Source organism: Saccharothrix violaceirubra, assembly GCF_014203755.1.
In the GTDB taxonomy this organism is placed as follows: Bacteria; Actinomycetota; Actinomycetes; order Mycobacteriales; family Pseudonocardiaceae; genus Actinosynnema; species Actinosynnema violaceirubrum.
The window spans coordinates 4,166,087-4,186,876 of the sequence record NZ_JACHJS010000001.1; the positions used below are offsets into that span (position 1 = coordinate 4,166,087).

At 72.6% G+C, this 20,790-nt stretch carries 12 protein-coding genes and 2 pseudogenes; 7 read left to right on the forward strand and 7 right to left on the reverse strand.

Annotated elements, in window-relative coordinates:
• Window positions 1-5: 5 nt before the first annotated feature.
• The 3 genes from F4559_RS19285 to F4559_RS19295 form a co-directional block, all read right to left on the reverse strand.
• Window positions 6-4,715 carry a hypothetical protein gene (locus F4559_RS19285; protein ID WP_184670624.1) on the reverse strand — a complete coding sequence of 1,570 codons (4,710 nt, stop codon included), beginning with the start codon at window positions 4,713-4,715 and terminating at the stop codon, window positions 6-8.
• A 228-nt stretch (window positions 4,716-4,943) separates the two neighbouring features.
• Complete coding sequence (locus F4559_RS19290; protein ID WP_184670626.1) at window positions 4,944-5,120, reverse strand: hypothetical protein; 177 nt, start codon at window positions 5,118-5,120, stop codon at window positions 4,944-4,946.
• Between the two features lie 73 nt (window positions 5,121-5,193).
• Window positions 5,194-6,756, reverse strand: coding sequence for a PucR family transcriptional regulator (locus F4559_RS19295; protein WP_184670628.1), 1,563 nt, complete (start codon window positions 6,754-6,756; stop codon window positions 5,194-5,196).
• 588 nt (window positions 6,757-7,344) lie between these two features.
• On the opposite strand from F4559_RS19295, the gene F4559_RS19300 reads away from it, so the two are divergent.
• Window positions 7,345-7,788, forward strand: a complete 444-nt coding sequence (locus F4559_RS19300) for a hypothetical protein (protein WP_184670630.1) — start codon at window positions 7,345-7,347, stop codon at window positions 7,786-7,788.
• A gap of 252 nt (window positions 7,789-8,040) precedes the next feature.
• On the forward strand, window positions 8,041-8,484 hold the full coding sequence (locus F4559_RS19305; RefSeq protein ID WP_184670632.1) for a DUF2690 domain-containing protein: 444 nt from the start codon (window positions 8,041-8,043) through the stop codon (window positions 8,482-8,484).
• A 19-nt stretch (window positions 8,485-8,503) separates the two neighbouring features.
• Here F4559_RS19305 and F4559_RS19310 read toward each other — a convergent pair.
• The 3 genes and pseudogenes from F4559_RS19310 to F4559_RS19320 all read right to left on the reverse strand — a co-directional run bounded on the left by F4559_RS19310 (window position 8,504) and on the right by F4559_RS19320 (window position 11,675).
• Window positions 8,504-9,526: pseudogene (locus F4559_RS19310) on the reverse strand (IS5 family transposase).
• Window positions 9,527-9,591: 65 nt separating this feature from the next.
• Window positions 9,592-10,613, reverse strand: a pseudogene (locus tag F4559_RS19315) (IS5 family transposase).
• Window positions 10,614-10,838: 225 nt separating this feature from the next.
• The gene (locus F4559_RS19320; RefSeq protein WP_312865725.1) at window positions 10,839-11,675 is read right to left on the reverse strand and encodes a hypothetical protein; all 837 of its coding nucleotides are present in this window, start codon (window positions 11,673-11,675) and stop codon (window positions 10,839-10,841) included.
• Between the two features lie 253 nt (window positions 11,676-11,928).
• Between F4559_RS19320 and F4559_RS36435 the strand changes: the two genes are divergently transcribed.
• From F4559_RS36435 to F4559_RS19340, 4 genes are read left to right on the forward strand one after another with little or no spacing between them, the layout of a single operon-like run.
• The gene (locus F4559_RS36435; protein ID WP_184670634.1) at window positions 11,929-14,004 is read left to right on the forward strand and encodes a HAMP domain-containing protein; all 2,076 of its coding nucleotides are present in this window, start codon (window positions 11,929-11,931) and stop codon (window positions 14,002-14,004) included.
• A complete protein-coding gene (pgsB, locus tag F4559_RS19330; RefSeq protein ID WP_184670636.1) occupies window positions 14,001-16,610 on the forward strand; it encodes a poly-gamma-glutamate synthase PgsB in 2,610 nt (869 codons plus the stop codon). Before F4559_RS36435 ends, pgsB begins: the two co-directional genes overlap by 4 nt.
• Window positions 16,607-17,092, forward strand: a complete 486-nt coding sequence (locus F4559_RS19335; protein WP_184670639.1) for a poly-gamma-glutamate biosynthesis protein PgsC/CapC — start codon at window positions 16,607-16,609, stop codon at window positions 17,090-17,092. Before pgsB ends, F4559_RS19335 begins: the two co-directional genes overlap by 4 nt.
• A gap of 22 nt (window positions 17,093-17,114) precedes the next feature.
• Window positions 17,115-18,107, forward strand: coding sequence for an NlpC/P60 family protein (locus tag F4559_RS19340; protein WP_184670641.1), 993 nt, complete (start codon window positions 17,115-17,117; stop codon window positions 18,105-18,107).
• A gap of 58 nt (window positions 18,108-18,165) precedes the next feature.
• Here the strand turns inward: F4559_RS19340 and F4559_RS19345 are convergent, their stop codons facing one another.
• Complete coding sequence (locus F4559_RS19345; RefSeq protein WP_184670643.1) at window positions 18,166-19,293, reverse strand: hypothetical protein; 1,128 nt, start codon at window positions 19,291-19,293, stop codon at window positions 18,166-18,168.
• Window positions 19,294-19,580: 287 nt separating this feature from the next.
• Between F4559_RS19345 and F4559_RS19350 the strand changes: the two genes are divergently transcribed.
• A complete protein-coding gene (locus F4559_RS19350) occupies window positions 19,581-20,783 on the forward strand; it encodes an MFS transporter (protein ID WP_221447293.1) in 1,203 nt (400 codons plus the stop codon).
• Window positions 20,784-20,790 lie beyond the last annotated feature (7 nt).

Sequence of the window (20,790 nt, forward strand, 5' to 3'; positions counted from 1 at the left end):
ACCGCTCAACGGGTCGTCAGGCGTTCGTAGGCCGGTGCGTCACCCTCGCGAACCCGTTGCCACGCACGGGCGAACAGGTCGGCCACCGGCTCGATCGGCACCAGGACCGACTCGGGCCGGCCGTCGACGATCGGCAGCATCGACGCCTTCCACGACTCCACCGGCAGGTAGGGGCTCGACAGCGGCAACCACTCGCCCGGCAGGAACAGCGACCGCCCGGCCCGCGCCCGCTTGGCGCTCACCACCAGGTCCGTACCGGCCAACGCCGTCCGCGCGGCCTTCAGCCGTGCGGGCTTCCAGCCGGTCCACCGGGCCACGTTCGCGTCCGCCGGGTCGGGCAGGGCGAGCAGTTGCAGGTACAGGGTGGCGGCGTCCTCGGCCAGGCCCAGCGTAGACGCGACCTCGGCGACCAACGGCGCGGGCGGAACCTGTTGGTACGCCAGGGGATCGCCGTCGAACGCCGGGACGCAGGCGGCGTCGAGGCCCGGCGAGAGGAGGTCGTGCAGCGATCGCACGAGGTCCTCGGAGTCGGTGATCGCCGCCAGCCCCACGAGCAGCTCGCGGTCGCCCGGCCCCATCAGGCCCGGCCGGATGTGCAGTTCGCAGTCCTCGTCGTCGACCCGGACCACCACGATCCACCCCCGGTGCTCGACCAGGGGCTCGGACAGGGTGACGCCCAACAGTCCCTGGATCCTGCGCACGCTGACCCAGTCCGCGAGCGTCACCACGAACTCCGGGTGTCGCACGCGGTCGCGGGCCGCCGCCAACGCGGCCACCAGCCTCGGCCGCAGCGGCGACCCCACCGGCAGGTTGTACGCCAGCCAGGCGACCGTCTGCGTGACCGACTCGATGTGGTCGGGCTCGAACGCGCCCTTCTCCCGTGCCACCAACGAGGTGTCGTCGCCGAACCGGTACCGCCCGTCGGTGGTCAGCCACCGCGTGGTCCCGGAGTCGACCACGTCGGCCACCAGCTTGGTGGCCTTGTGGAACGGGAGCTGCGCCGTCGCCGCGACCAGCACCTCGTCCGGCACCGGCGTGCGCACGCCCACCTCCTCGTTCCACACCGCCGCGATCGCCGCCACGTCCGGCCCGGTCGTCCACAGCCCGCGCGGGTCGGTCGCCAGCAGTCGCCGACGCACCCGGATGTCGATCTCACGGCACCGGTCGCGCCCGACCCGTGCCTCGGCGGCCGACAGCCCGAGCACGCCGCGTTCGGCGGGGGTCAGGTAGGCCGTGGCCCAGCCGTCGACGCCGGGCATGCCCGCCAGCACCACGGTCGCCGCGGCGCGGGACAGCCCGGTGCGCGCGGACAACGCCGACGCGGCCTCCGGGCGCCAGGGCGCGGGACCGCGTTCGGCGAGGGTGGTCAGGAACTCCGGGATCGCCGTCAGGCCGAACACCGGGTCGACGGGCGAATCGGTCACCAGCTCCCACTTGGGGGGCAGCACCAACTCCCCGCGCGCGAACGCGACGCCCGCGTACTCGCGCCGGCTCGCGGACCGGTGGTCGAGCAGCGCCACCAACCCGTCATCCAACGGCAGGAGGCGGTCGATCACCTTGTCCGCGAACTTGGGCACCCGGACCACGACCGTGCGCCAGCCCGGCCCGGCGATCCCGTGCCGGACGAACAGGTCCAGCACGTCCACGAGCGCGTCCCGGTCGCGGTCGCCCACCAGCGGGGAAGCCGCCCGGTGGGCGAGCGCGGACAGGTGCGGCAACCACCGGTACCACCCGTCCACGCCCGACTCGGGCAGTTCCACCGGCGCCGCGGGGACGTCGCCGCAGAGCACGGCCAGCAACGTGGACAGCCCGTTCGGCTCCGCCTCCGGCCGCTCGTCGAACCACGACAACGCGGTGTACAGGTCGAACTTCGGGGTGGCGACGGCGACCGGCTCGGCGACGGCGACCTCACGCGCCTTCACCGCGACCTCGGCGTAGGTGCCGTGGACGCGCGCGATCCGGGCGGCCGTGCGCACCACGTCGACCACCCCGGCGAGCAGGCCGACATTGGTCAGACCGGGCAGTTCGGCCGCGACGGCACGCGACAGGTCGTCCGTCTCGCCCTGCACCAGGGCCGCCAACCGCTTGCCCCGGTTGCGCTTCTCGGCGGCCTCGACGGCAGCGGCGGCCAGCATCCGTTCGACCGCCTCACGGGTCACGGCCCGCAGCGCGGCGGACCCGGCCTCGTCGCGGGGCCGCAACGCGTGCCACCACCCGACCGGCGGCACGAGCGGCGTGCCGGCGGCGTCACGCGGCGTCCGCTTCCCGGGGGTGATCCGCGCGACGACCACGTCCCCGGACAGCAGCAGCACGTCGGCGCGGTCGCCGTCGTCGTCCGAATCGTCGTCCGGGTCGGTGTCGACCACCCGCAGCTCGGCGCCGGGCAGGCTCAACACGCCGAGCGGCGTGCCCGCGGACGTGGCGAACCCCCGACCGTCCACTCCCTCGCCGTACCGCGTCCCGTCCGGGTCGACCCGGACGCGCCAGCCGTGCAGGCCGTCGGCCGCCCCGAGCGGGCTCGCCCGGGTGGAGGAGACCGCCGGCCGCAGGTAACCCGATTCCAGGTCGGTGCCGCGCAGGAAGTCGGGCACGCTCGACGGGCCGAGGGCGCCGGTCGTCGGGTCGACCTCGCGCCAGGTGTAGCCGTCGTCCGCGTGCATCGCGGTCCACCACGTGGTCCCGTCGCTGTAAGCGGGTTCGGGCAAAGGGACCTCGGTGTCGCCGGGACGCACGGCCCGCCGTCCGGTGAACCGCCCGTCGGCGGTCCCGATCGACGGCAGCGGATCACCGTGCCCCCGCCAGTGGTTCAGTTCGCTGCCCGGGTCGAAGATCGTCTCGGGCGCGTCGCTCCAGTACGCGTGTTCCCGCTCACGACCGAGCCAGCGCACGAGCAGCGTCCCGGAGATCCACGACGCGGCCGGGTCGAACGCCCAGGGGCTGTGGTCGTCCGCCGGGATGCGCGAGCCGTGCTCGGCGAGCAGGCCGTCCGGCCCGACCACGGAGAACCTCGAGCCGCGTCGCACCACGAGCGCGGGCCAGCCCTCGCCGCAGATCCGAGCCCTCGCCTCGCCGACGGTGTCCTCCAACGCCGCCCAGCCCAGCTCGTCGAACAGGCCACCGCGCAACGTCGCGTGCAGCACGCCCGCGACGTCGGTCGCGGCCACGGCCTCGGCCGCGGCGGGGACGTCGGCGAACGCCTCGGGCGTGCGCACCGCCTTCAGCGCCTTCACCCGCGCCCGAAGGCCCGGCAACCCCAGGTCGGTGCGCAGCGCGTGCCGGTCGATCCAGTCGCGCAACGCGGTGCGCAGTCCCGGCACGGCGACCATTTCGGCCACGGCCTCCGGTCGGGCCAGGTCGTGCTTACCCGAATTGGCCCGCAGGTGGTCGACCACGCCCTCGCCCAGGTTCGGGCCGAAGGCGGAAGCCGCCACCGCGACCAGGTCCCGGCGTCCGGGCGTGGTGTCCCTGAGCCAGTCCTCCAGGTGGAAGTCGACGTCCTCGGCCGGCGCCATGGGCACGCCGTGCGCGCACAGCACGTCGAGCAGGTCGAACTCGGTGAACCGCCACCCGGTGAACATCTTCACCGGCGTGCCCTGCGCGACCAGCACCGGACCCAGGCGGTCGGCCAGGGCGAGCAGCACGGTGGACCGGTCGTGGGTCTCCCAGCCGAAGTCGCGCGTCTGGATCACCCGCGACAGCCACCCGGCCGGGTCGACCACGTCGGCGTGCTCGTGGAGTTCACGGACGGCACCGGTGTCCTCCAGCAGCCGCAGCCAGTCGTCCGACCTGGTGACGGAGGCGGGCACGAACGTGAGCAGGCTCCGACGCACCTCGACGTCGGCGGCCGTGATCTTCACGAGGGCGTCGCGATAGGACTTCCAGAACCCGATGCCGGTGCGGGACAGGGTGGAGCTGCCGAGCACCGCCCGCAACACGCGTTCGTCCTCGACCGCGAGGTCGCGCTTGGCTGCCTTCGCCAACCGGCGCAGGTCCTCGGCCATGCCGGCGTACGGGGGCAGCCCGCCGAGCGTGCGCTGCACGCACAAGGTCACGAACAGCTCGTAGGCCCGTTCCGGGTCGTGGCGTTCGGCCAGCGTGCGCGCGTAGCCGGTCAACGCCTTGGCGGTCAACGCGCCCGCGAAGGCGAACTCCAGGAACACGTCCCGGATGCGCTCGGGGTCCACGTCGAGGCTGTGGGTCTGCTCGGCTTCGCGTGCCTTGCCGAACATGGTCGCCGCGTACGTGGTGTTGCCGTTGCGCAGGAAGACCCGCCCGGCCTCCTCGTAGAAGGTGGGCAGGAAGTGCGGCGCGGACTTCTCCAGCGACCGGCCGAGCGTGGTGAACCCGTCGCGTGCGGCGCCCGCACGGGTCCGGGCCGTGCGGGCGATGCGTTCCACGTCCTTGACCAGCGAGAGCGCGTGATGGGCGTTGGCCGGGTCGTGGACCAGCGCCCAGGCCGGGAAGCCGAGCGCGCCTCGTTTGCCCACGCCGACGGGCACGACGCGCAGCGGCGCGGCGAACCCGAGGTAGCCGCAGGTCAGGTCCTCGGCCCGACCCAGGATCTCGGGCACCAGCCGCACCACGGTGCGCTCGTCGAGCCCGAGGTGGGTGTAGTGCCGCGCGGTGATCGTGGCCCGATCGTCCGCACCGCCCTCGGCCGTGCCGGGCACCACACCACCCGCCGCGATCATCGCGTCGTCGTACTCCGTCGTCACCGGATCACCTTTCCCACGGTCGGATTTCGGCCGTCCGTCCGACGTGGGTCCGGGTACGCCCGTTCCGCCGTCCGACACGGACGCCGGATCTCTACCACTCGGGGGAGAAGTCGTGCCGTCAGGGCGGGACTGGGGTGGGGTCTCTCCCGCCCTGACGGCACGGAACCCGCACGGACCGGTGAGTTCGGCGCGCGGCCCGAGCGGGACCGGGAAGTGGTCCGGTGGGGATCAGCGACGGGACGTGCGGCGCAGGAGGACCTCCATGTCGCGGGCGTAGCCGCCCGCGATGGAGACGAGCGCGTCGCACTGGGCGCGCAGGAAGGCGTTCTCCGCGCGCAGCCAGTCGAGTTCGGCCCGCTCGTCGTCGCCGAGGACCGACACGACCGCCTTCGACTCGTCGATCATGGCCGCCTCCGCACGTGCTGTCGCTGGTGGTCCCAGGATGTGCCGGCAGGGCGCGCGGGCGGTTGTCCGTCGGCTACAAACCCGACGGTCCGGGCTGTCGGTTCGCCACAGGGTCGTCGGCGACGGCCAGCGCGATGACCATCGCCAGCCGCTTGCGGGCGTCGTCCAGGTCGAGGGTGGTCACCTCGGCCATCCGCCGCAGCCGGTTGCGAACGGTGTTCTGGTGCACGCCGAGCCGTTCACCGGCGACGGCCGGATCGCCCTGCGCTTCCAGCCAGGCACGCAACGTGGCCGCGTAGTGCGTGCCGTGCTGCCGGTCGTGGGCCCGCAGCTCGACGACCGGTCCGCGCGCGGGCGTGCGACCGACGCGCGCGGCGGCACGCAGCCGTTGCAGCAGGATGTCGTCCCACGACTCGTCGTAGGCGGGCGGCTCGACGGTCAGCCCGGCCTCGTGCAGCGCGAGGCACTCGTCGGCCTCCTGGCGGCCGGCGGGCAGGTCGGCGGCCGACGCCACGCCCCCGATCCCCGCGACCACCGGGAACGGCAGCCCGGTGCGCAAGGCGGTCACCCACGCGCGGGCCGACGCCACGTCGTCACCGGGCAGGACCGTGTAGAGCGTGCTGCCGACCAGGGCGCTGCGGCCGGGCCTGGACCACCCGAACCCGGTCGTGGCCCGGTCGAAGGCGAGCAGCAGCGCGGCCTGCCGCTCGTCGACGCCGTGCGGGCGGACCGCGATCGCCCGCAGCGCGCCGCCGACCAGACCGAGCCGGCTGACCACGGTCGCGGCGTCGGCCGTGCCCTCGACGAGCCGGATCACGAGGTCGGACTCCACCTGGCGTTCGAGGTCGGCACTCGCCCGCGAGCGCAGCAGGTGCAACGCGACCGTCCGCGCGCCGTCCGCCAACGCCGACCGCCGGCCGCCCGCCAGCGGCGCGGCGCAGGCGACCCACACCGATCCGAGCAGCTCCCGCCCGGACCGCACGGCCACGACCATCCGGCCGGCGGACAACCCGGAATCGGGTTCGGCCGCCACGAACAGGGGCTCGTCGGAGGAGGAAAGGTGCGCGGCCACCCCGCGTCCGTCCAACAGGACACCCAACCACTCGGGCACCCGGCGGTGCAGGATCGTGTCGGCCCGGGCCGGGTCGACGTCGTGCTGCGGTGACGAGTACGCGAGCACCCGGGCGGACCGGTCCTCGATCACCACGGCGCCGCCCACCGCGTCGGCCAGGCTGTCGGCGAGGGCGAACAGGTCGGTCGGCCCGCGTCCGGACTCGGTCTCCCGCCCTTCGAGCACGAGGCCGTAGACCACGCCGGCCAGTTCGGTCAGCGACACGGCCGGGTCGACGACCAGCACCGCGACACCGGCCGACTCGCCCAGCACCGCCGCGTCCCGCTCGACGGCAGCGTCCCCGCGCACCAGCACGCACACCGCCCGCGCCCGCGCGGCCCACTTGACCGCGTCGTCGACGGACTCGGCACCCAGGGCGAGGAACACGTCACCGGTGACCGGCCGGTCGTCGGCCGGGTCGTGCACGACGACGTCGCGCAGCGCGGCCGACCTGGGCACCGGGCAGCAGCACAGCCGCACCCCGTAGCCGCCCAGCACGTTGACCAAGCGGTCCAACCTCACCATGGCACGACCCCGATCGCCGAGGCCACCACCGTAGCGACCGGCACGCCCCCACCCGGCCGACCCGACCCCGCCGCCCCCGATCGAGGCAACGGCACGGGACGCCCGCCCACGACGTGGTCCCGGCTCCACCGACTCGACCGCCCACGTGTCCGCGCCCGTTCCGGTGATCGACGGCGGTGCCGCTCGCGTGATGTCCGCGGTCGTGGCGCCCCAGGACACCGGGTGCGAGGTCCCGACCGCGAAGAATGCCCGATTGACTCAACGAAAACGCTGTCCCAGCGTTCACCGAATGCCCCAGAAATACCCGACTACTCCATTCGGAGGACATTGTGCCGGGCACCGGACGTCGGTTAGTGTCCGTGTGTTCCCGGCGCCAGACCGGGCGAGTCCGGGGGGATTCGATGACATTCCGCGAAGGCGTCGGGGCGAGCTAGCCGCCAACCGCGCTCCTCACTTCTCCGGCAGTAGCCAGGAAGACATCCGGCCGACCCCTTTTCCGCGCATCCGCGAAAGGGGTCGCCGAGCCCTGCCACGCCACTCGGGACACCTGTCCCCGAATGCCCCCATCCTGTAGAGGGGAACTACTTCGTGAAATTCATCCGCACCGCGACGGCCGCCGCCCTGGCCGTCGCCGCACTGTTCGGCTCGTTCGCCACGGCGTCGGCGGCGTCCGCGACGGAAACCGCCATCGGCTGCACGGACGGCTCCACCCCCTCCGGGTTCCCCGACCAGAAGGTCGTGAAGTCGGTCACCACCCCCGTCTTCGGCAGGCGCATCGAGCTGTGGTACAGCTCCAACACCTGTGCCTGGGGTTATCTGGGCAACGCCAACTCCGGCGACCCCCTGTGGGTCGACCGCGCGGCCAACATCGCCCAGGCCAACGCGGGCATCTGGACCCAGCTGGGCATCACCCAGCTGAACGGCACCGCAGGGATCACGCGGGCATACAACGACAACAGAAGGGTCATGCGCGCGTGCGCCGAGGTCTGGGACGGATTCGCAGTCAAGGTGTTCTGCACCGGCTGGTACTAGAAGCGCACCGGCTCGTGACCGAGCAGCTTTCCCATCACCTTTCCCGACATTCGCACGACAGCACGTGATCGATGTCGGGCACCACGACGGCGGTGCCGCCGACCACGATCCAGACCGCACCAGCGGCAATCACGCGATACACCACCCGGCCAACCCTTCCGCGCGCTCCCGGAAAAGGGTGGCCGGACCCTGTCATGCCATTCGGGACGCCCGCACCCGAATACCTCGATCCCGATAGAGGGGAAACACTTCGTGAAGTTCATCCGCACCGCGACGGCCGCCGCCCTGGCCGTCGCCGCACTGTTCGGCTCCTTTGTCACCGCGTCGGCGGCACCCGCGGCGGAAACCGCCGCCAACTGCGTGGACAACTCCGACCCGAGCTCGTTCACGGGCGTCAGCACCAAGAAGACCTTCACCCTCCCCATCGCCCAGAGGGTCCTCGAGCTGCGGTACAGCAGCACCAACGCCTGCGCGTGGGCCAGGTTCACCGCCGGCGGGTCCTACTACCTGTGGGTCGACCGCGCCGCCAACATCAGCCAGGCCAACGCGGGCATCTGGACCCAGCTGGGCATCACACCGATGTTCCCCCACACGGTGGCGTACACGCGGGCCTTCAACGACAGCGGCAAGGTCATGCGCGCGTGCGCCGAGGTCCACGAAATCGTCCGGACGGTGGTCTGCACCGACTGGTACTAGGAGCTGTTTGAGGTTTGGATCATGTGGTTGGGGTCAGGGTCTTCAGCCACATGATCGCTGCACGTAGGTGTAACCCGGCTTCGTAGTTTTCTGGCGACTTGTCATAGCGTGTGGCAAGGCCACGCCATGTCTTGATCTTCTGGAAGCAGCGTTCGACGGTGTTGCGCCGCGTGTAGCGCACGGGATCGAACGAGACCGGTCGTCCTCCGGCGGAGCCCTTGTTCTTCCGGTTGGCCTGCTGGTCGGCCTTCTCCGGGATCACCGCCGTGATCCGGCGGCGGCGCAGGTAGGCCCGGTTGGCCTTGGAGGAGTAGGCCTTGTCCGCCGCCACCGCGCCCGGACGGATGCGGGGGCGACCGGCTCCGCGGGGGGACCCGGATCCGGTCGAGCAGGGCCTGGAACCGCGGGCAGTCCGCGGCCTGGCCGGGGGTGGGCACGAACGCCAACGGCAGCCCGGCGGCGTCGACCGCGGCGTGGATCCTGCTGCTCAGCCCGCCCCGGGACCGGCCGAGCCCGGCCGCCGCAGCCCGCGTCGTCCGGCGCCGCCGGAGGGCGGCACGGTCCCGACCGGCAGACGTGCCCGCGTCGGCGGTGTCCGGTGCGGCCTGCGGCGCATCACCCGCAGTACCCGCCGTTGCGTGGGCAACGGAGCCCCTTTTTCCTCGGTCAGTGCCTGTTCCAGCGCGTCGAGGGTCTCCCCGGCCACCGCCAACCCGGCCGATTCGTGGTGCGCCCGCACGATCGTGGAGTCCACACCCACCAGTTCCAACCCGACCTGCCCGCGCGAGGCGGCCTCGGCGATCAGCGCGTCCATCAGCACTTGGAACACCCCGGCCTTGGCCCACGCGTTGAACCGGGAGTAGACGGTGGACCAGGGACCGTACCGTTCCGGAACGTCACGCCAGCCCGACCCGGTCCGGAACCGCCACAGGATCCCGTTGAACCGCTCTCTCACCCGCCGCGGCAACGGCCCGGTGGCCGCCACCGGCACGTGCGGCTCGATCAACGCCCACTCGGCATCGGTCAGGTCAAAACGCGCCACATCCGTGTTCTACCAGCCCGACCAGCACACACCGAACCCCACCTAGGAGCTGTTTGGGGTTGGGATCATGTGGTTGGGGTAAGGGTCTTCAACCACATGATGGCTCCTCGTAGATGCAGTCCGGCCTCGTAGCTTTGTGGTGTCTTGTCGTAGCGGGTGGCCAGTCCGCGCCATGTCTTGATCTTCTGGAAGAGGCGTTCGACGGTGTTGCGCCGCCGGTAGCGCACGGGATCGAAGGACACAGGCCGCCCGCCGGCGGAGCCCTTGTTCCTGCGGTTGGCCCGCTGGTCGGTCTTCTCCGGGATCACAGCCGTGATCCGGCGGCGGCGTAGGTAGGCCCGGTTGGCTTTGGAGGAGTACGCCTTGTCCGCGGCCACCGCGTCCGGACGGGTGCGCGGCCTTCCGACCGGGCCGGGAACCCGGATCCGGTCCAGCACCGTCCGGAATTGCGGGCTGTCCCCGGCCTGGCCAGGGGTGAGCACGAACGCCAACGGCAGCCCGGCGGCGTCGACCGCGGTGTGGACCTTGCTGCTCAGCCCGCCCCGGGACCGGCCGAGCCCGGCCGCCGCAGCCCGCGCCTTCCGACGGCGCCTACGGGCGGCACGGTCCCGACCGGCAGATGTGCCCGCGTCGGTCGTGTCCGGCGCGGACCGCGACGCACCACCCGCAGCACGCTCCGCTGGACGGGCAACGGAGCCCCTTTTTCCTCGGTCAACGCCTGTTCCAGCGCGTCAAGGGTCTCCCCGGTCACCGCGAGTCCGGCCGATTCGTGGTGTGCCCGCACGATCGTGGAGTCCACGCTCACCAGTTCCAGGTCGACCTGTCCGCGGGAGGCGGCCTCGGCGATCAGCGCCTCCATCAGCGTCTGGAACACTCCGGTCTTCGCCCAGGTGTTGAACCGGGAGTAGACGGTGGACCAGGGACCGTACCGTTCGGGCACGTCACGCCAGCCTGACCCGGTGCGGAACCGCCACAGGATCCCGTTGAACTGCTCCCGCACCCGACGTGGCAACGGCCCGGTGGCCGCCACCGGCATATGCGGCTCGATCAACGCCCACTCGGCATCGGTCAGATCAAAACGCGCCACATCCGTGTTCTACCAGCCCAACCAGCACACCACCGGGCCCACCTAGATCCGAACTTCAAACAGCTCCTAGGAGCACGCGGACCCGGGGCGGGGCAACCGTTCCCCGTTCCCGGGCGTTCCGACGGCAGCATGTGACTGGTGGTCGGGCGCCACGACGATGGCGCCCGACCACCGACCTGCGACCACAACCGGCAGCGCCGGAAGCGGCCCGCGACACCGGCCCGATCACCGCCACTCGGCCAGCGCGTCCACAACCTGCCGTCGGGACGAGGCCGACTCGCGGACCGACCGGCTCAGCTCCACGTGCGCGAACGGCACGCCGTGCTCGGCCGCCTCCTCGCCCTGGACGTTCGTGCGGCCTTCGAGGTCGTCGCAGTCCCGCGACCACGCCCGGCACACCTCCAGGTCCTCGTCGAGCCGGTCGGCCACGCCCTTGAGGTGGTCGCCGTCGCGGGCCGCGCCGGGCGAGAGCACCACGTCGACGTCGGGCAGGCTCGCGTCGTCGAAGCCGTGCACCTGGACCTGTGCCAGCCCGCGTCCGGTGTGCTCGGCGGCCACGGCGTGGAACACCGAGTCGGTCCGGTGCGCCACGTCGCCCGCGCCGTCGCCCGCCCGGCGGTGGGTGCCCGCCACGGACAGCACCGCACCCGGCACCCGGCGGAACAGGTCCAGCCCGAGCCCGTCGGTGCGCAGGTCGTTGGCCGGGTGGGGGACCTGGACCGCGAGCCGGACCGGCGCGGACAGGTCGACCACGTACAGGCCCCACATGCGGGCGTCGACGAGGGCGTAGGGCCGCCCGGTGGCCTGGTCGACGGCCCGGTCCACCCGGGCGCCGAGATCGCGCAGGACGCCGTCGTCGAGTCGGCTCAGCGCGTCGGCGAAGCGCTCGCGGTCCGACGCGGGTGGCGGCCGGTACGGCGCGTCCTCGGACAGGGCGGCCACGAAGTCGCCCAGGACTCCGTCGAGCGTGGGCACCCGTTCGGCGGTCTTCCGGTCCGGTAACCGGAGCAGGACCCCGGTGATTATCACAGTCAGTGCCAGGGCCGCGACCAGCGCAAGCACCGCACGGTTAGTCACCTTACGTAATTCAACTCACCCTTTCGGGCTAGGCCAAATCACCTATCCGGGTTTGGCAAAGGTACCGAGTGGTGCACAATCTACGACCTAACAGTCCTGAGGGTCGCGCGATCGGGAGGCGCACCACTCGTACGGATGAGAGTTCGGAGAAGTGGTGCGACCGAAGTCTGTCACCGACCGTGACGTCCGACTCAAGCGATTGGAGAGGCAGCTCCCGGAGTCGACCTTTCCGGCGACAGTGCGAAGGCTCCCGGTCGCCATGCTCGTGGCCCTGCTCGTGGTCGCCGCCGCCACCGCGCTGTTCCTGGGCGGCCGGAACGACCCGCAGGTACCGACCGCCTTCCTCGACGCGCAGCGTGACACAGCGGAGTCCGCGGCCCGGTCGGTCGGCGCCACGGCCTCGCAGGCGCTCGCCGACCTGCGCACCGCCGCCGCGAACCCGCCCGGCGACCCGGCGGCGCTCCTGGACAAGGCCGCCCGTGCCCGCACGTGGCTCGGCCTCACCCTGTTCACCGACTCCGGGCGCACCGCCGCCGCCACGCGCGGCAAGGCCGTCCCGGCCACCGCGCTCCCGTCGGTGACGACCGGGGGCTCCGTGGTCGCATTGGTGGCCGAGGACGGCGAGCCGCAACTGCTCGCGGTCACCCCGCTCGACGGCGGACGCGTCCTCGCCGCCACGACCGCGATCCGCCTGCCCCAGCCCGTCGCCGACGACACGCTCGGGCAGCGGTTCGTGCTCACCACGCTGTCCGGGCGGATCGCCGGGTCGGCCGGGCAGCAGGCCCAGCTCGACGCCGCGGTCGCCGCCCTGGCCACACGGGCGGGCCGCAACGCCGCCGGCGGACCGGGCGTGCTGCTGGGCACCCCCGACGGCGACCGGACACCGACGCTCGCGTTCGCCCGCGTCACGCCCTCGGCCGCGCCCGCCGGGCTCGACCTGGCCGTGGTCGTCGTCGCGACCGGCACGCCGTACGACGGCGACGAGGGCTCCGGGCTGGTGCCCGCCGCCCTGCTGGCCCTGCTGGCGATCGTCGGGTTCCTGGTCGTGCGCGGCGTGGTGACCGGCCCGATCCGGGCGGCACGGCGCGACCTGCTCCGGGTCGCCGCCGGCGACCTCGCCACCGAGCCCGGCCGGTACCGCACGGACGACGTGCACCGGGTGGTCGCCGCCGCGCGCGAGTGCCGTGACCTGATCGCCGGCCGTCCCGATGCCAAGCCCCCACGGGGGCGCAAGGTGTCCGCCCGTGCTGTCACGATCGCGCTCGCCGCGACGCTGTTCGCATGGTCAGCCGGGATGCTCGTGCAGTTCCGGTCGGACGAGGTGCGGATCCCGGATTCGGTGACCGCCGCCGTGCGCTCCCAGACCGGCATGGCGACCGAGACCCTGCGGCGCAGCCTCAACGACAGCCTCTCCGACCTCCGGGACGTCGTCACCACCAAGGACACGGCGGCGCTGAACCGCGCGCTGCGCGACCTGAACGCGGCCCAGCCCCGCTACCGCAGCGTCTACCTGGTCGACAAGGCGGGCAAGGCCATCGCGACGGACGGGCGCGACCCGTTGCGCGACACCGAGACACCCGCGACCGAACCCCGGCTCCGCCAGCAGAACCAGGACGGCCGGGTGCCGGTGATCTTCGCCGAGGTGCCGCTGCCCGACGGCGCGGGCTCCGCGATCGCCGAGCTGGACCTCGACCACCTCCAGGCCCTGCTGGGCCGCGTGCCCGGCCACGCCCGCCTGGTCGACGGCGACCTGCGCACGATCGGCTCCACCGACGGGTACGTGGCGTTCGCGCAGGTCACGGAGGCGCACCTGCGCGAAGGCGTGGCCAAGGCGAAGGCGGGCGAACTCGTCGGCGCCACGCACTCGACGCCGGGCGGGCAGGTGATCGTCGCGTCCGCGGCCGTGTCCGGCGGCGAGGCCGGCGACCTGGGCTGGGCCGTGGTGACCGAACGCCCCGGCGCCGAACTCGCCCTGCCGCTCAACGAGACCCGCAAGCACGCCCAGCTCGCCGCGCTCCTCGTCGCCCTGATCGCGTTGTTCGGCCACGGCTGGCTGCTGTTCACGGTGCTGCTGCCGCTGCACCGCCTGGCGCGGTCGGCCGATGCCGTGGTCGACGGCGACGTGACGTCCGTGATCTACCCGCAGCGGCACGACGAGGTCGGCACCATGGCGTCCTGCCTGGAGATCTGCCGCCAGGCCGTCGTGCACGGACCGGGCCGGCTCGGGGCCGTCCGCCGGCCCCGGGGCGCCGCGACGGACCAGACCGTGCTCATGGGCAGGATCGAGGAGCCGGTGCGACGGGGGTCCTCGTGACCTACCTGTACGTCGTCTACCTGGTCATGGTCGGCGGACTGCTCATGGCCGGGATCGCCGAGCAGCGGCGGCACCTCGCGCACCTGCACGCCATCGAGCACCGGGTGCTGGTCAACGGCATCCGCGGCAAGAGTTCGATCACGCGGCTGTGCGCGGGGGCGCTGCGCGGCGGCGGTCTGGTCACCACGGCCAAGACCACCGGCACGGCGGCCCGGTTCATCCACCCCGACGGCACCGAGGAACCGGTCTACCGCAAGTTCGGCGTGGCGAACGTGGTCGAGCAGATCGGCATCGTCCGCCGGGCCGCCGCCTACCGGTCGGACGTGCTGGTCATCGAGTGCATGGCGGTCATGCCCGACCTCCAGGAGATCAACCAGAGCAAGCTGATCCAGTCCACGATCGGCGTGCTGTGCAACGTCCGCGAGGACCACCTCGCCGAGATGGGCCCGACGCTGGACGACGTGGCCCGCTCGTTGAGCCGGTCGATGCCGGTCGGCGGGGTGTGCGTGACCGCCGAACGCGACCGCCTGCACATCCTGGAGAAGGAGGCGGCCAAGCGGGACTGCGAGCTGATCGCCGTCGACCCGGAGTCGGTCAGCGACGAGGACATGGCCGGGTTCACGTGGGTGACGTTCAAGGAGAACGTCGCGATCGCGTTGAAGGTCGCGGAACTGCTGGGCGTGAACCGGCAGCTGGCGTTGACGGGCATGTGGTCGGCGCCGCCGGACCCCGGCGTGCTGTCGGTGCAGACGCGCGCGGTGCACGGGAAGACCGTGCGGATGGCCAACGTGTTCGCGGCCAACGACCCCGAGTCGACGCTGATGAACATCGAGCGCCTGCTGGAGCAGGGCGCGATCGCCCGGCCGTTGCACGTGGTGATCAACTGCCGCCCGGACCGGGTCGAGCGCAACCGGCAGATGGGCGAGCTGGTGGCCCGGATCGAGCCGGACCACGTCGTGCTGATCGGCGAGCCGACCCGCAGTGCCCGGTCGACGATCGCCGAGTCGTGGCAGGACCGCGTGAGCGACCTGGGCGGCAGCCGGGGCCCGGAGGAGCTGGTGGCGGAGATCCTCGCGAAGGTCGAGGACGAGGTCTCCCTGGTGGCGATCGGCAACATCCACGGCCAGGGCGAAGTCCTGCTGCACGCCCTCGACGAGTTCGAGGAGATCGCCGCGGACCAGGCCCCCCGCCGGACGACCGTGCCGGACGACCACCGGCCCGCACCGGACCGCGACCACGCCCGCCTCCCGGCCCACGACCCGCGCCGCCCGGCGGCACCCGACCACGGCCGCTCGCGCGCACACGACCTACGGCACCCCGCCGCCCCCGACCGGACCAGGCCTGCCGGACCCGACCACGGCCCCATCCGCGCGGACACGTCGGCCCGCGACCTACCGCACCCGACGGCGGCACCCGGCCCCGCCCGAAACCGACCGACCGGCGCCGACGCGTCGGCACCGGGCCGCCTCCCGTCCGGCCCCGGCGCCGAGACCTCGGCACGCGACCTGCCTCGACCGCCGGCACCGGGCCACAGCCGATCCCACGCCGACACGTCGGCACGCGACCTGCCCCGTCCCGTCCCGCCGCCGCACGACCGACCCGGCCACGGCATGGCGGCCGACGAGGAACACCGCTCCGCCGACCCGGCCCGCCCCCGTCCCGGCAGGTACGACCTCGACCCGCCGACCGAACTGCTGCCGCTCGTACCAAGGGACGCGGCAGACGCACCGGCCCCGCGGCCCTACCGTCCCCGCCGTCTCGTCGACGACCGCGCACACGACGCCGCCCCGGCCCGACCTCAGGCTCCCGCCGAGGCACCGGCCCGACGCCCGGACGACCGCCCTCGACCGGGGACCTACCAACCCCGACGTCTGGCGGACGAGCCCGGCAGCGGCCGGCCCGCACCGGATCCCCACGACCCCGGAACCGGTCGGCGCCGTGCACCCGAACCACCCGGTCACGAGCCACGCGAAGCCACCGGCGGACCGACACGAACCGGTCGCCTACACCGCCCCGACGCGGAATCGCGCCCCGACGAACCACCGTCCCGCCGATCACGACCGGCTGCCCCGCCCGACCGCCACCCGGCACCCACGCACACCGACCGACCGCACCCCGGACAACCGCGGCACACCGACCGGTCGCATCCCGGGCGACCGCGGCAGTCGGACCGCACACCGCAGGACGACCCGCGCGGGGCCGCCCGCCCGGCAGTCCCGCCGGAACACCGACCTGGGCACCGCCACCCCGACGACCCGGCACGGCAGAACTCCGACGGCGCACCCCGCCCCGACCGACCGGGGCCACCGCGTCGGCCCGAGCACGGGTCGACCCGACGCCACGGCGGACATCCGGGTGGACCCCAGGGCGGCCATCCGGGCGGCCCGCCACCCGACCGCCGAACCGGGCCCCGCCCCGAGCAGCGGCCGACCGGCGACCGCCCTCGCCCCGACCGCCAGGACCAGGGCCCGGTCGACCTCCACGGCGCCCACCGGCAGAACGCACCACGACGCGAACACGCCCCCGGCCCGACCGGCGAATGGCCGGCACCGGACCGACGCGACCCACCCGACCGCCCCCACGACCGGACACGGACGAACCCATGACCGACGGCACGACCCTCCTGCCCGAGGTGGCGACCCTCGGCCTGGCCATCGGCCTGGTCTTCTCGCTCGGCTGCTACCTCACCACCAACCTGTCCCCCGGCGGCATGATCACGCCCGGTTGGCTGGCGCTGACCCTGGTCGAGGACTACCGGCGGGCGCTGCTCGTCGTGGTCATGAGCGGCGTGACGTTCGGGGTGGTCAAGCTGCTCCAGCGGTTCGTGATCCTCTACGGCAAGCGGCTGTTCGCGGCGGTGGTGCTCAGCGGCGTGCTGTTGCAGGTCACGCTGTTCATGCTGCTCCAGAACGGTTTCCCGCTGCTCTTCCCCCACCAGACACTGGGTTTCGTCGTGCCCGGCCTGATCGCCTACCAGCTCGTCCGCCAGCCTCCGGTCGTCACGATCGTGGCGACGAGCACGGTCAGCGCGGCCGGTTACGGTGTCCTGGCCAGCGGTATCCTCTCCGGACTGCTGCCGACCGTCTGAACAGGACCCGGAAGAGGTGGGAATGGCACGCAGGCGTGCACTCTGGGTCGTGGTCGTCGCGGTCGCGATCCTGGCAGCAGGTCTCACGGTCTGGCTGTCCCGCGACGACCCCGCCCACATCGCCGTCGACGTGCCCGACCCCGCCGCCCTGTCCTACGACCGCGCCGACAATCCGCCGAGGACGATCGTGCGCGACGGAACCGGCGCCGTGGTCGCGGTGCTCACCGACGACGCACGCACCGCGGTGGTCAACGGACCACGCCGCACGTTCAGCGAACCGAAGTCGACCTCGGCCACGGTCGACACCTCGGCATGGGTACGCCTACTGCCCCGACCTTGGCGGGCCGGCGCGGAAACCGACGAGTGGTTCCGCGAGTGGTTCACCCCCACCCGCACCGACACCCGCCCGGACGTCCTGGCCACCGCCATGGAGTACGTGATCGACGCCCCGGAGGAAAAGGACGCGGCAGGCGTCCGATTCCGCGGCGACGCGTCGTTCGGCCCGGTGAAGCCGTCGGGCAGCGGACGCCAGGAACAGTCGGACTTCTACGACTACCTGGGCATCGACTGGAAGTTCCCCGACGCCCCCGACGGCGAGCCCGAAACCGGCCGCTACGGCTCGGTCGACTGCTCGGGCTACGTGCGCCTGATCTTCGGCTACCGACTCGGCCTGCCACTGCTCGGCTCGAACGAGGAGGGCGACGGCCTCCCCCGCCGGGCCTACGCGATCGCCGACGTCGGCCCCGGCGTGGAACTGGTCCCCGACGGAGGCACCCGCGCCACCGACTACGGCGCCCTGCAACCCGGCGACCTGGTGTTCTTCGAGGTCGAGGACGACCCCGACACCCTCGACCACGTAGGCGTATACCTGGGCGTGGACGACGGCGGCCACCACCGCTTCGTCTCGAGCCGGGAACGGATCAACGGCCCGACGATGGGCGACGTGGGCGGCGCCTCGCTCCTGGACGGCGGCGGCTTCTACTCGACCGCCTGGCGCTCGGCCCGCAGACTCTGACACACACCCCGAACGACGCCCACCAAGCGCGAACCGCTTCCGCTACCGCCCAAACGCGTCAACGAGTGAAGACAACCAGGGCGCTGGGCGTAATGGCCCACAACGAGTCGTCGGCCATGACCACATCCCCGTAAACACAAGCGCCGAACTCGGGCTTGGGCACATCGCACTCCGAAGGCACCAACGTCGACGCCCCACCGCCCAGGTCGACCAACTCGATCAACCCCTCGTCGATCAACGCCACCTCGTCCCCGTAGGTGGACAACCCGTCGACGTCCTTCAACGAAGAGGCCTCGGCCCGCGCCGCCAACCGGGTCTTGGGCAACTCCCGGGCCTCCCCGCTCCGGGGATCGACGACCCACAGGGTGTTCAAGTAGGAGAAGACCACCTTGTCCCCCACCGTCTCCGGCCCGAGGATCGTCCCGTCCGCCTTGACCTGGAACGGTTTCACCGCCCCGGACGCCGGATCGAGCGTCAACAACCGGTCGTAGACCGGCGGCCCGCTCAGCGGCGTGGTCTTGACCACCGCCCCGTACCAGACCAACCCACCCGCGACCCCCAGGAGCCGGTAGTCGGTCGTACTGCCCGAAGGCACCGTCACCCCGGGATTGGAGAGCGTGAACGTCCGCACCGGCGTCCCGTCCGCCTTGTCCAACTCGTACACGGTCTCCCCCACCGCGACGTAGGCCGCCTTGCCGTCACGCGTGGACACCGGCTTCCCCGGCTTGGCACCGTCCTTGGCGGCCGGCAGCTGCCGGTAGACCGCCACCTCGTGGGTGGCCCGGTCGATCCCGTGCAGGTTGCCCGCGCCCGTGTCCAGGAACACCGCCGACGCCGTCACCGCGATGGCGTTCACGTTGTCCGCGGCGGCCAACGAGTTCTTGGACTTGGTGACGGTCTCCTTCAACTCCCGGGTCTCGGCGTCGAACACGAACACCACGGCCGCACCCTTGGCCGTCCCGGACACCCAGATCTCGTCGCCGACCCGATCGCCGAACCCGAACCTCGCGTCGTCGACCTTGATCTCGGGCTGCCGCTTCCAGGCCGAGGACGCAGCCGAGGACGGCGCGGCCGGCGAAACACCCGACGACGACACAGGCGTACCGACCGTGGGCTCGCCGCCACACGCCGAGACACCGAGCAGGACGACCATGGCGAGACCGGCACGACGGGTGGGGACGGACATGCGGATGCCTCCGGAGGGTACGGGACGACGTGACCCGTATCGGGCACTCGGACCGGCGCGTTAGCCGGATCGGATGAACATCGCACCCCACCGTGATCTTGTGCCCCGGGCCTACAGCCGAAGGGCCCGATCACAAGGTGACCTGCTGCCCTGTGGTCCGTGACCACCCCGAAGCAGGCTCGGTGAAGCACTCCGCCGTCGCCCGTTCCGGGGAACACCTCGGGGTGCGACGGTCCTCACCTCGACTGATGCTGGGGACGACCACCCACCGCGTAAGGAAGCCGGCGATGTCCACATCGACGTCCTCAGGCCGCACCCCCATGCTGGTACTCGCCACAGTCGGGTTCGCGGTCAACTTCTGGGCCTGGGCCCTGCTCAGCCCACTGGGTCCCCTGTTCAAGGAGGACTTGAAGCTCAGCGCGTTCCAGCAGGCGCTGCTGGTCGCGGTGCCCGTGGTCGTCGGTTCCGTCGGCCGGATCCCGGTCGGCGCGCTGACCGACCGGTTCGGTGGGCGGGTGATGTTCCCGCTGGTCTCGGCGGTGACGATCGTCCCGGTGCTGTTTCTGGGCACGATCGGGCACGGCTCGCTCGCGGCCCTGCTGATCGGCGGGTTCTTCCTGGGTCTGGGCGGCACGGCCTTCGCGGTCGGCGTGCCGTTCGTCAACGCGTGGTTCCCGCCCGAACGCCGGGGTCTGGCCATCGGCGTGTTCGGCGCGGGCATGGGCGGCACCGCGATCAGCGCCCTGACCACGGTGAAGCTGGTCGGCAGCTGGGGCATCCAGGCGCCGTTCATGATCACCGCCGGAGCGCTCGCCCTCTACGCCGTCGTGGCCGCTCTGACGCTGCGTGACGCGCCGGGCCGGGTCGTGCCGACCGGCTCGGTCGCCCGGCGCCTCGCGGACACCGTGCGCCTGCCCGTCACGTGGCAGGCGTCGGCGCTGTACGCGGTGGTCTTCGGCGGGTTCGTCGCGTTCTCCGTCTACCTCCCGGCCTACCTCAAGACCGCCTACGGGCTGGCGCAGGCCGACGCCGCGAACCGGATGGCCGGGTTCGTCCTGCTCGCCGTGGTGATGCGGCCGATGGGCGGCTGGCTGTCGGACCGGGTCGGACCGGTGCGGGTGCTGGCCGTGTCCCTGGTCGTGGTCACGCTGGGCGCGCTCGCCCAGGTGTTCACGCCGTCGCTGGCACCAGTAGGCACGATCGCGTTCCTGTCCATGGCCGCCGCGCTCGGTGCGGGTAGCGGCGCGGTATTCGCCCTGGTGGCGCTGCTGGCGCCGGCGAACAAGGTCGGTTCGGTCACCGGCGTGGTCGGCGCGGCCGGCGGCCTGGGCGGTTTCGTCCCGCCGCTGCTGATGGGCGCGCTCTACGGCGCGCTGTCGTCCTACGCGCTCGGCCTGGCCGCACTGGTCGTCGTCGCGGTCTGCTCGTTCGCGTTCACCTCGACGGCGGTGCGCCGCGCGGTGGGCGTCTCCCGGCCCCGAACCCTGTGAAGGGAGC

Coding starts and splice junctions, on each gene's coding strand:
- F4559_RS19345 (WP_184670643.1), bottom strand. CDS start 19,293: ATGTCCGTCCCCACCCGTCGTGCCGGTCTCGCCATGGTCGTCCTGCTC.
- F4559_RS19295 (WP_184670628.1), bottom strand. CDS start 6,756: ATGGTGAGGTTGGACCGCTTGGTCAACGTGCTGGGCGGCTACGGGGTG.
- F4559_RS19290 (WP_184670626.1), bottom strand. CDS start 5,120: ATGATCGACGAGTCGAAGGCGGTCGTGTCGGTCCTCGGCGACGACGAG.
- F4559_RS19350 (WP_221447293.1), top strand. CDS start 19,581: ATGTCCACATCGACGTCCTCAGGCCGCACCCCCATGCTGGTACTCGCC.
- F4559_RS19340 (WP_184670641.1), top strand. CDS start 17,115: ATGGCACGCAGGCGTGCACTCTGGGTCGTGGTCGTCGCGGTCGCGATC.
- F4559_RS19335 (WP_184670639.1), top strand. CDS start 16,607: ATGACCGACGGCACGACCCTCCTGCCCGAGGTGGCGACCCTCGGCCTG.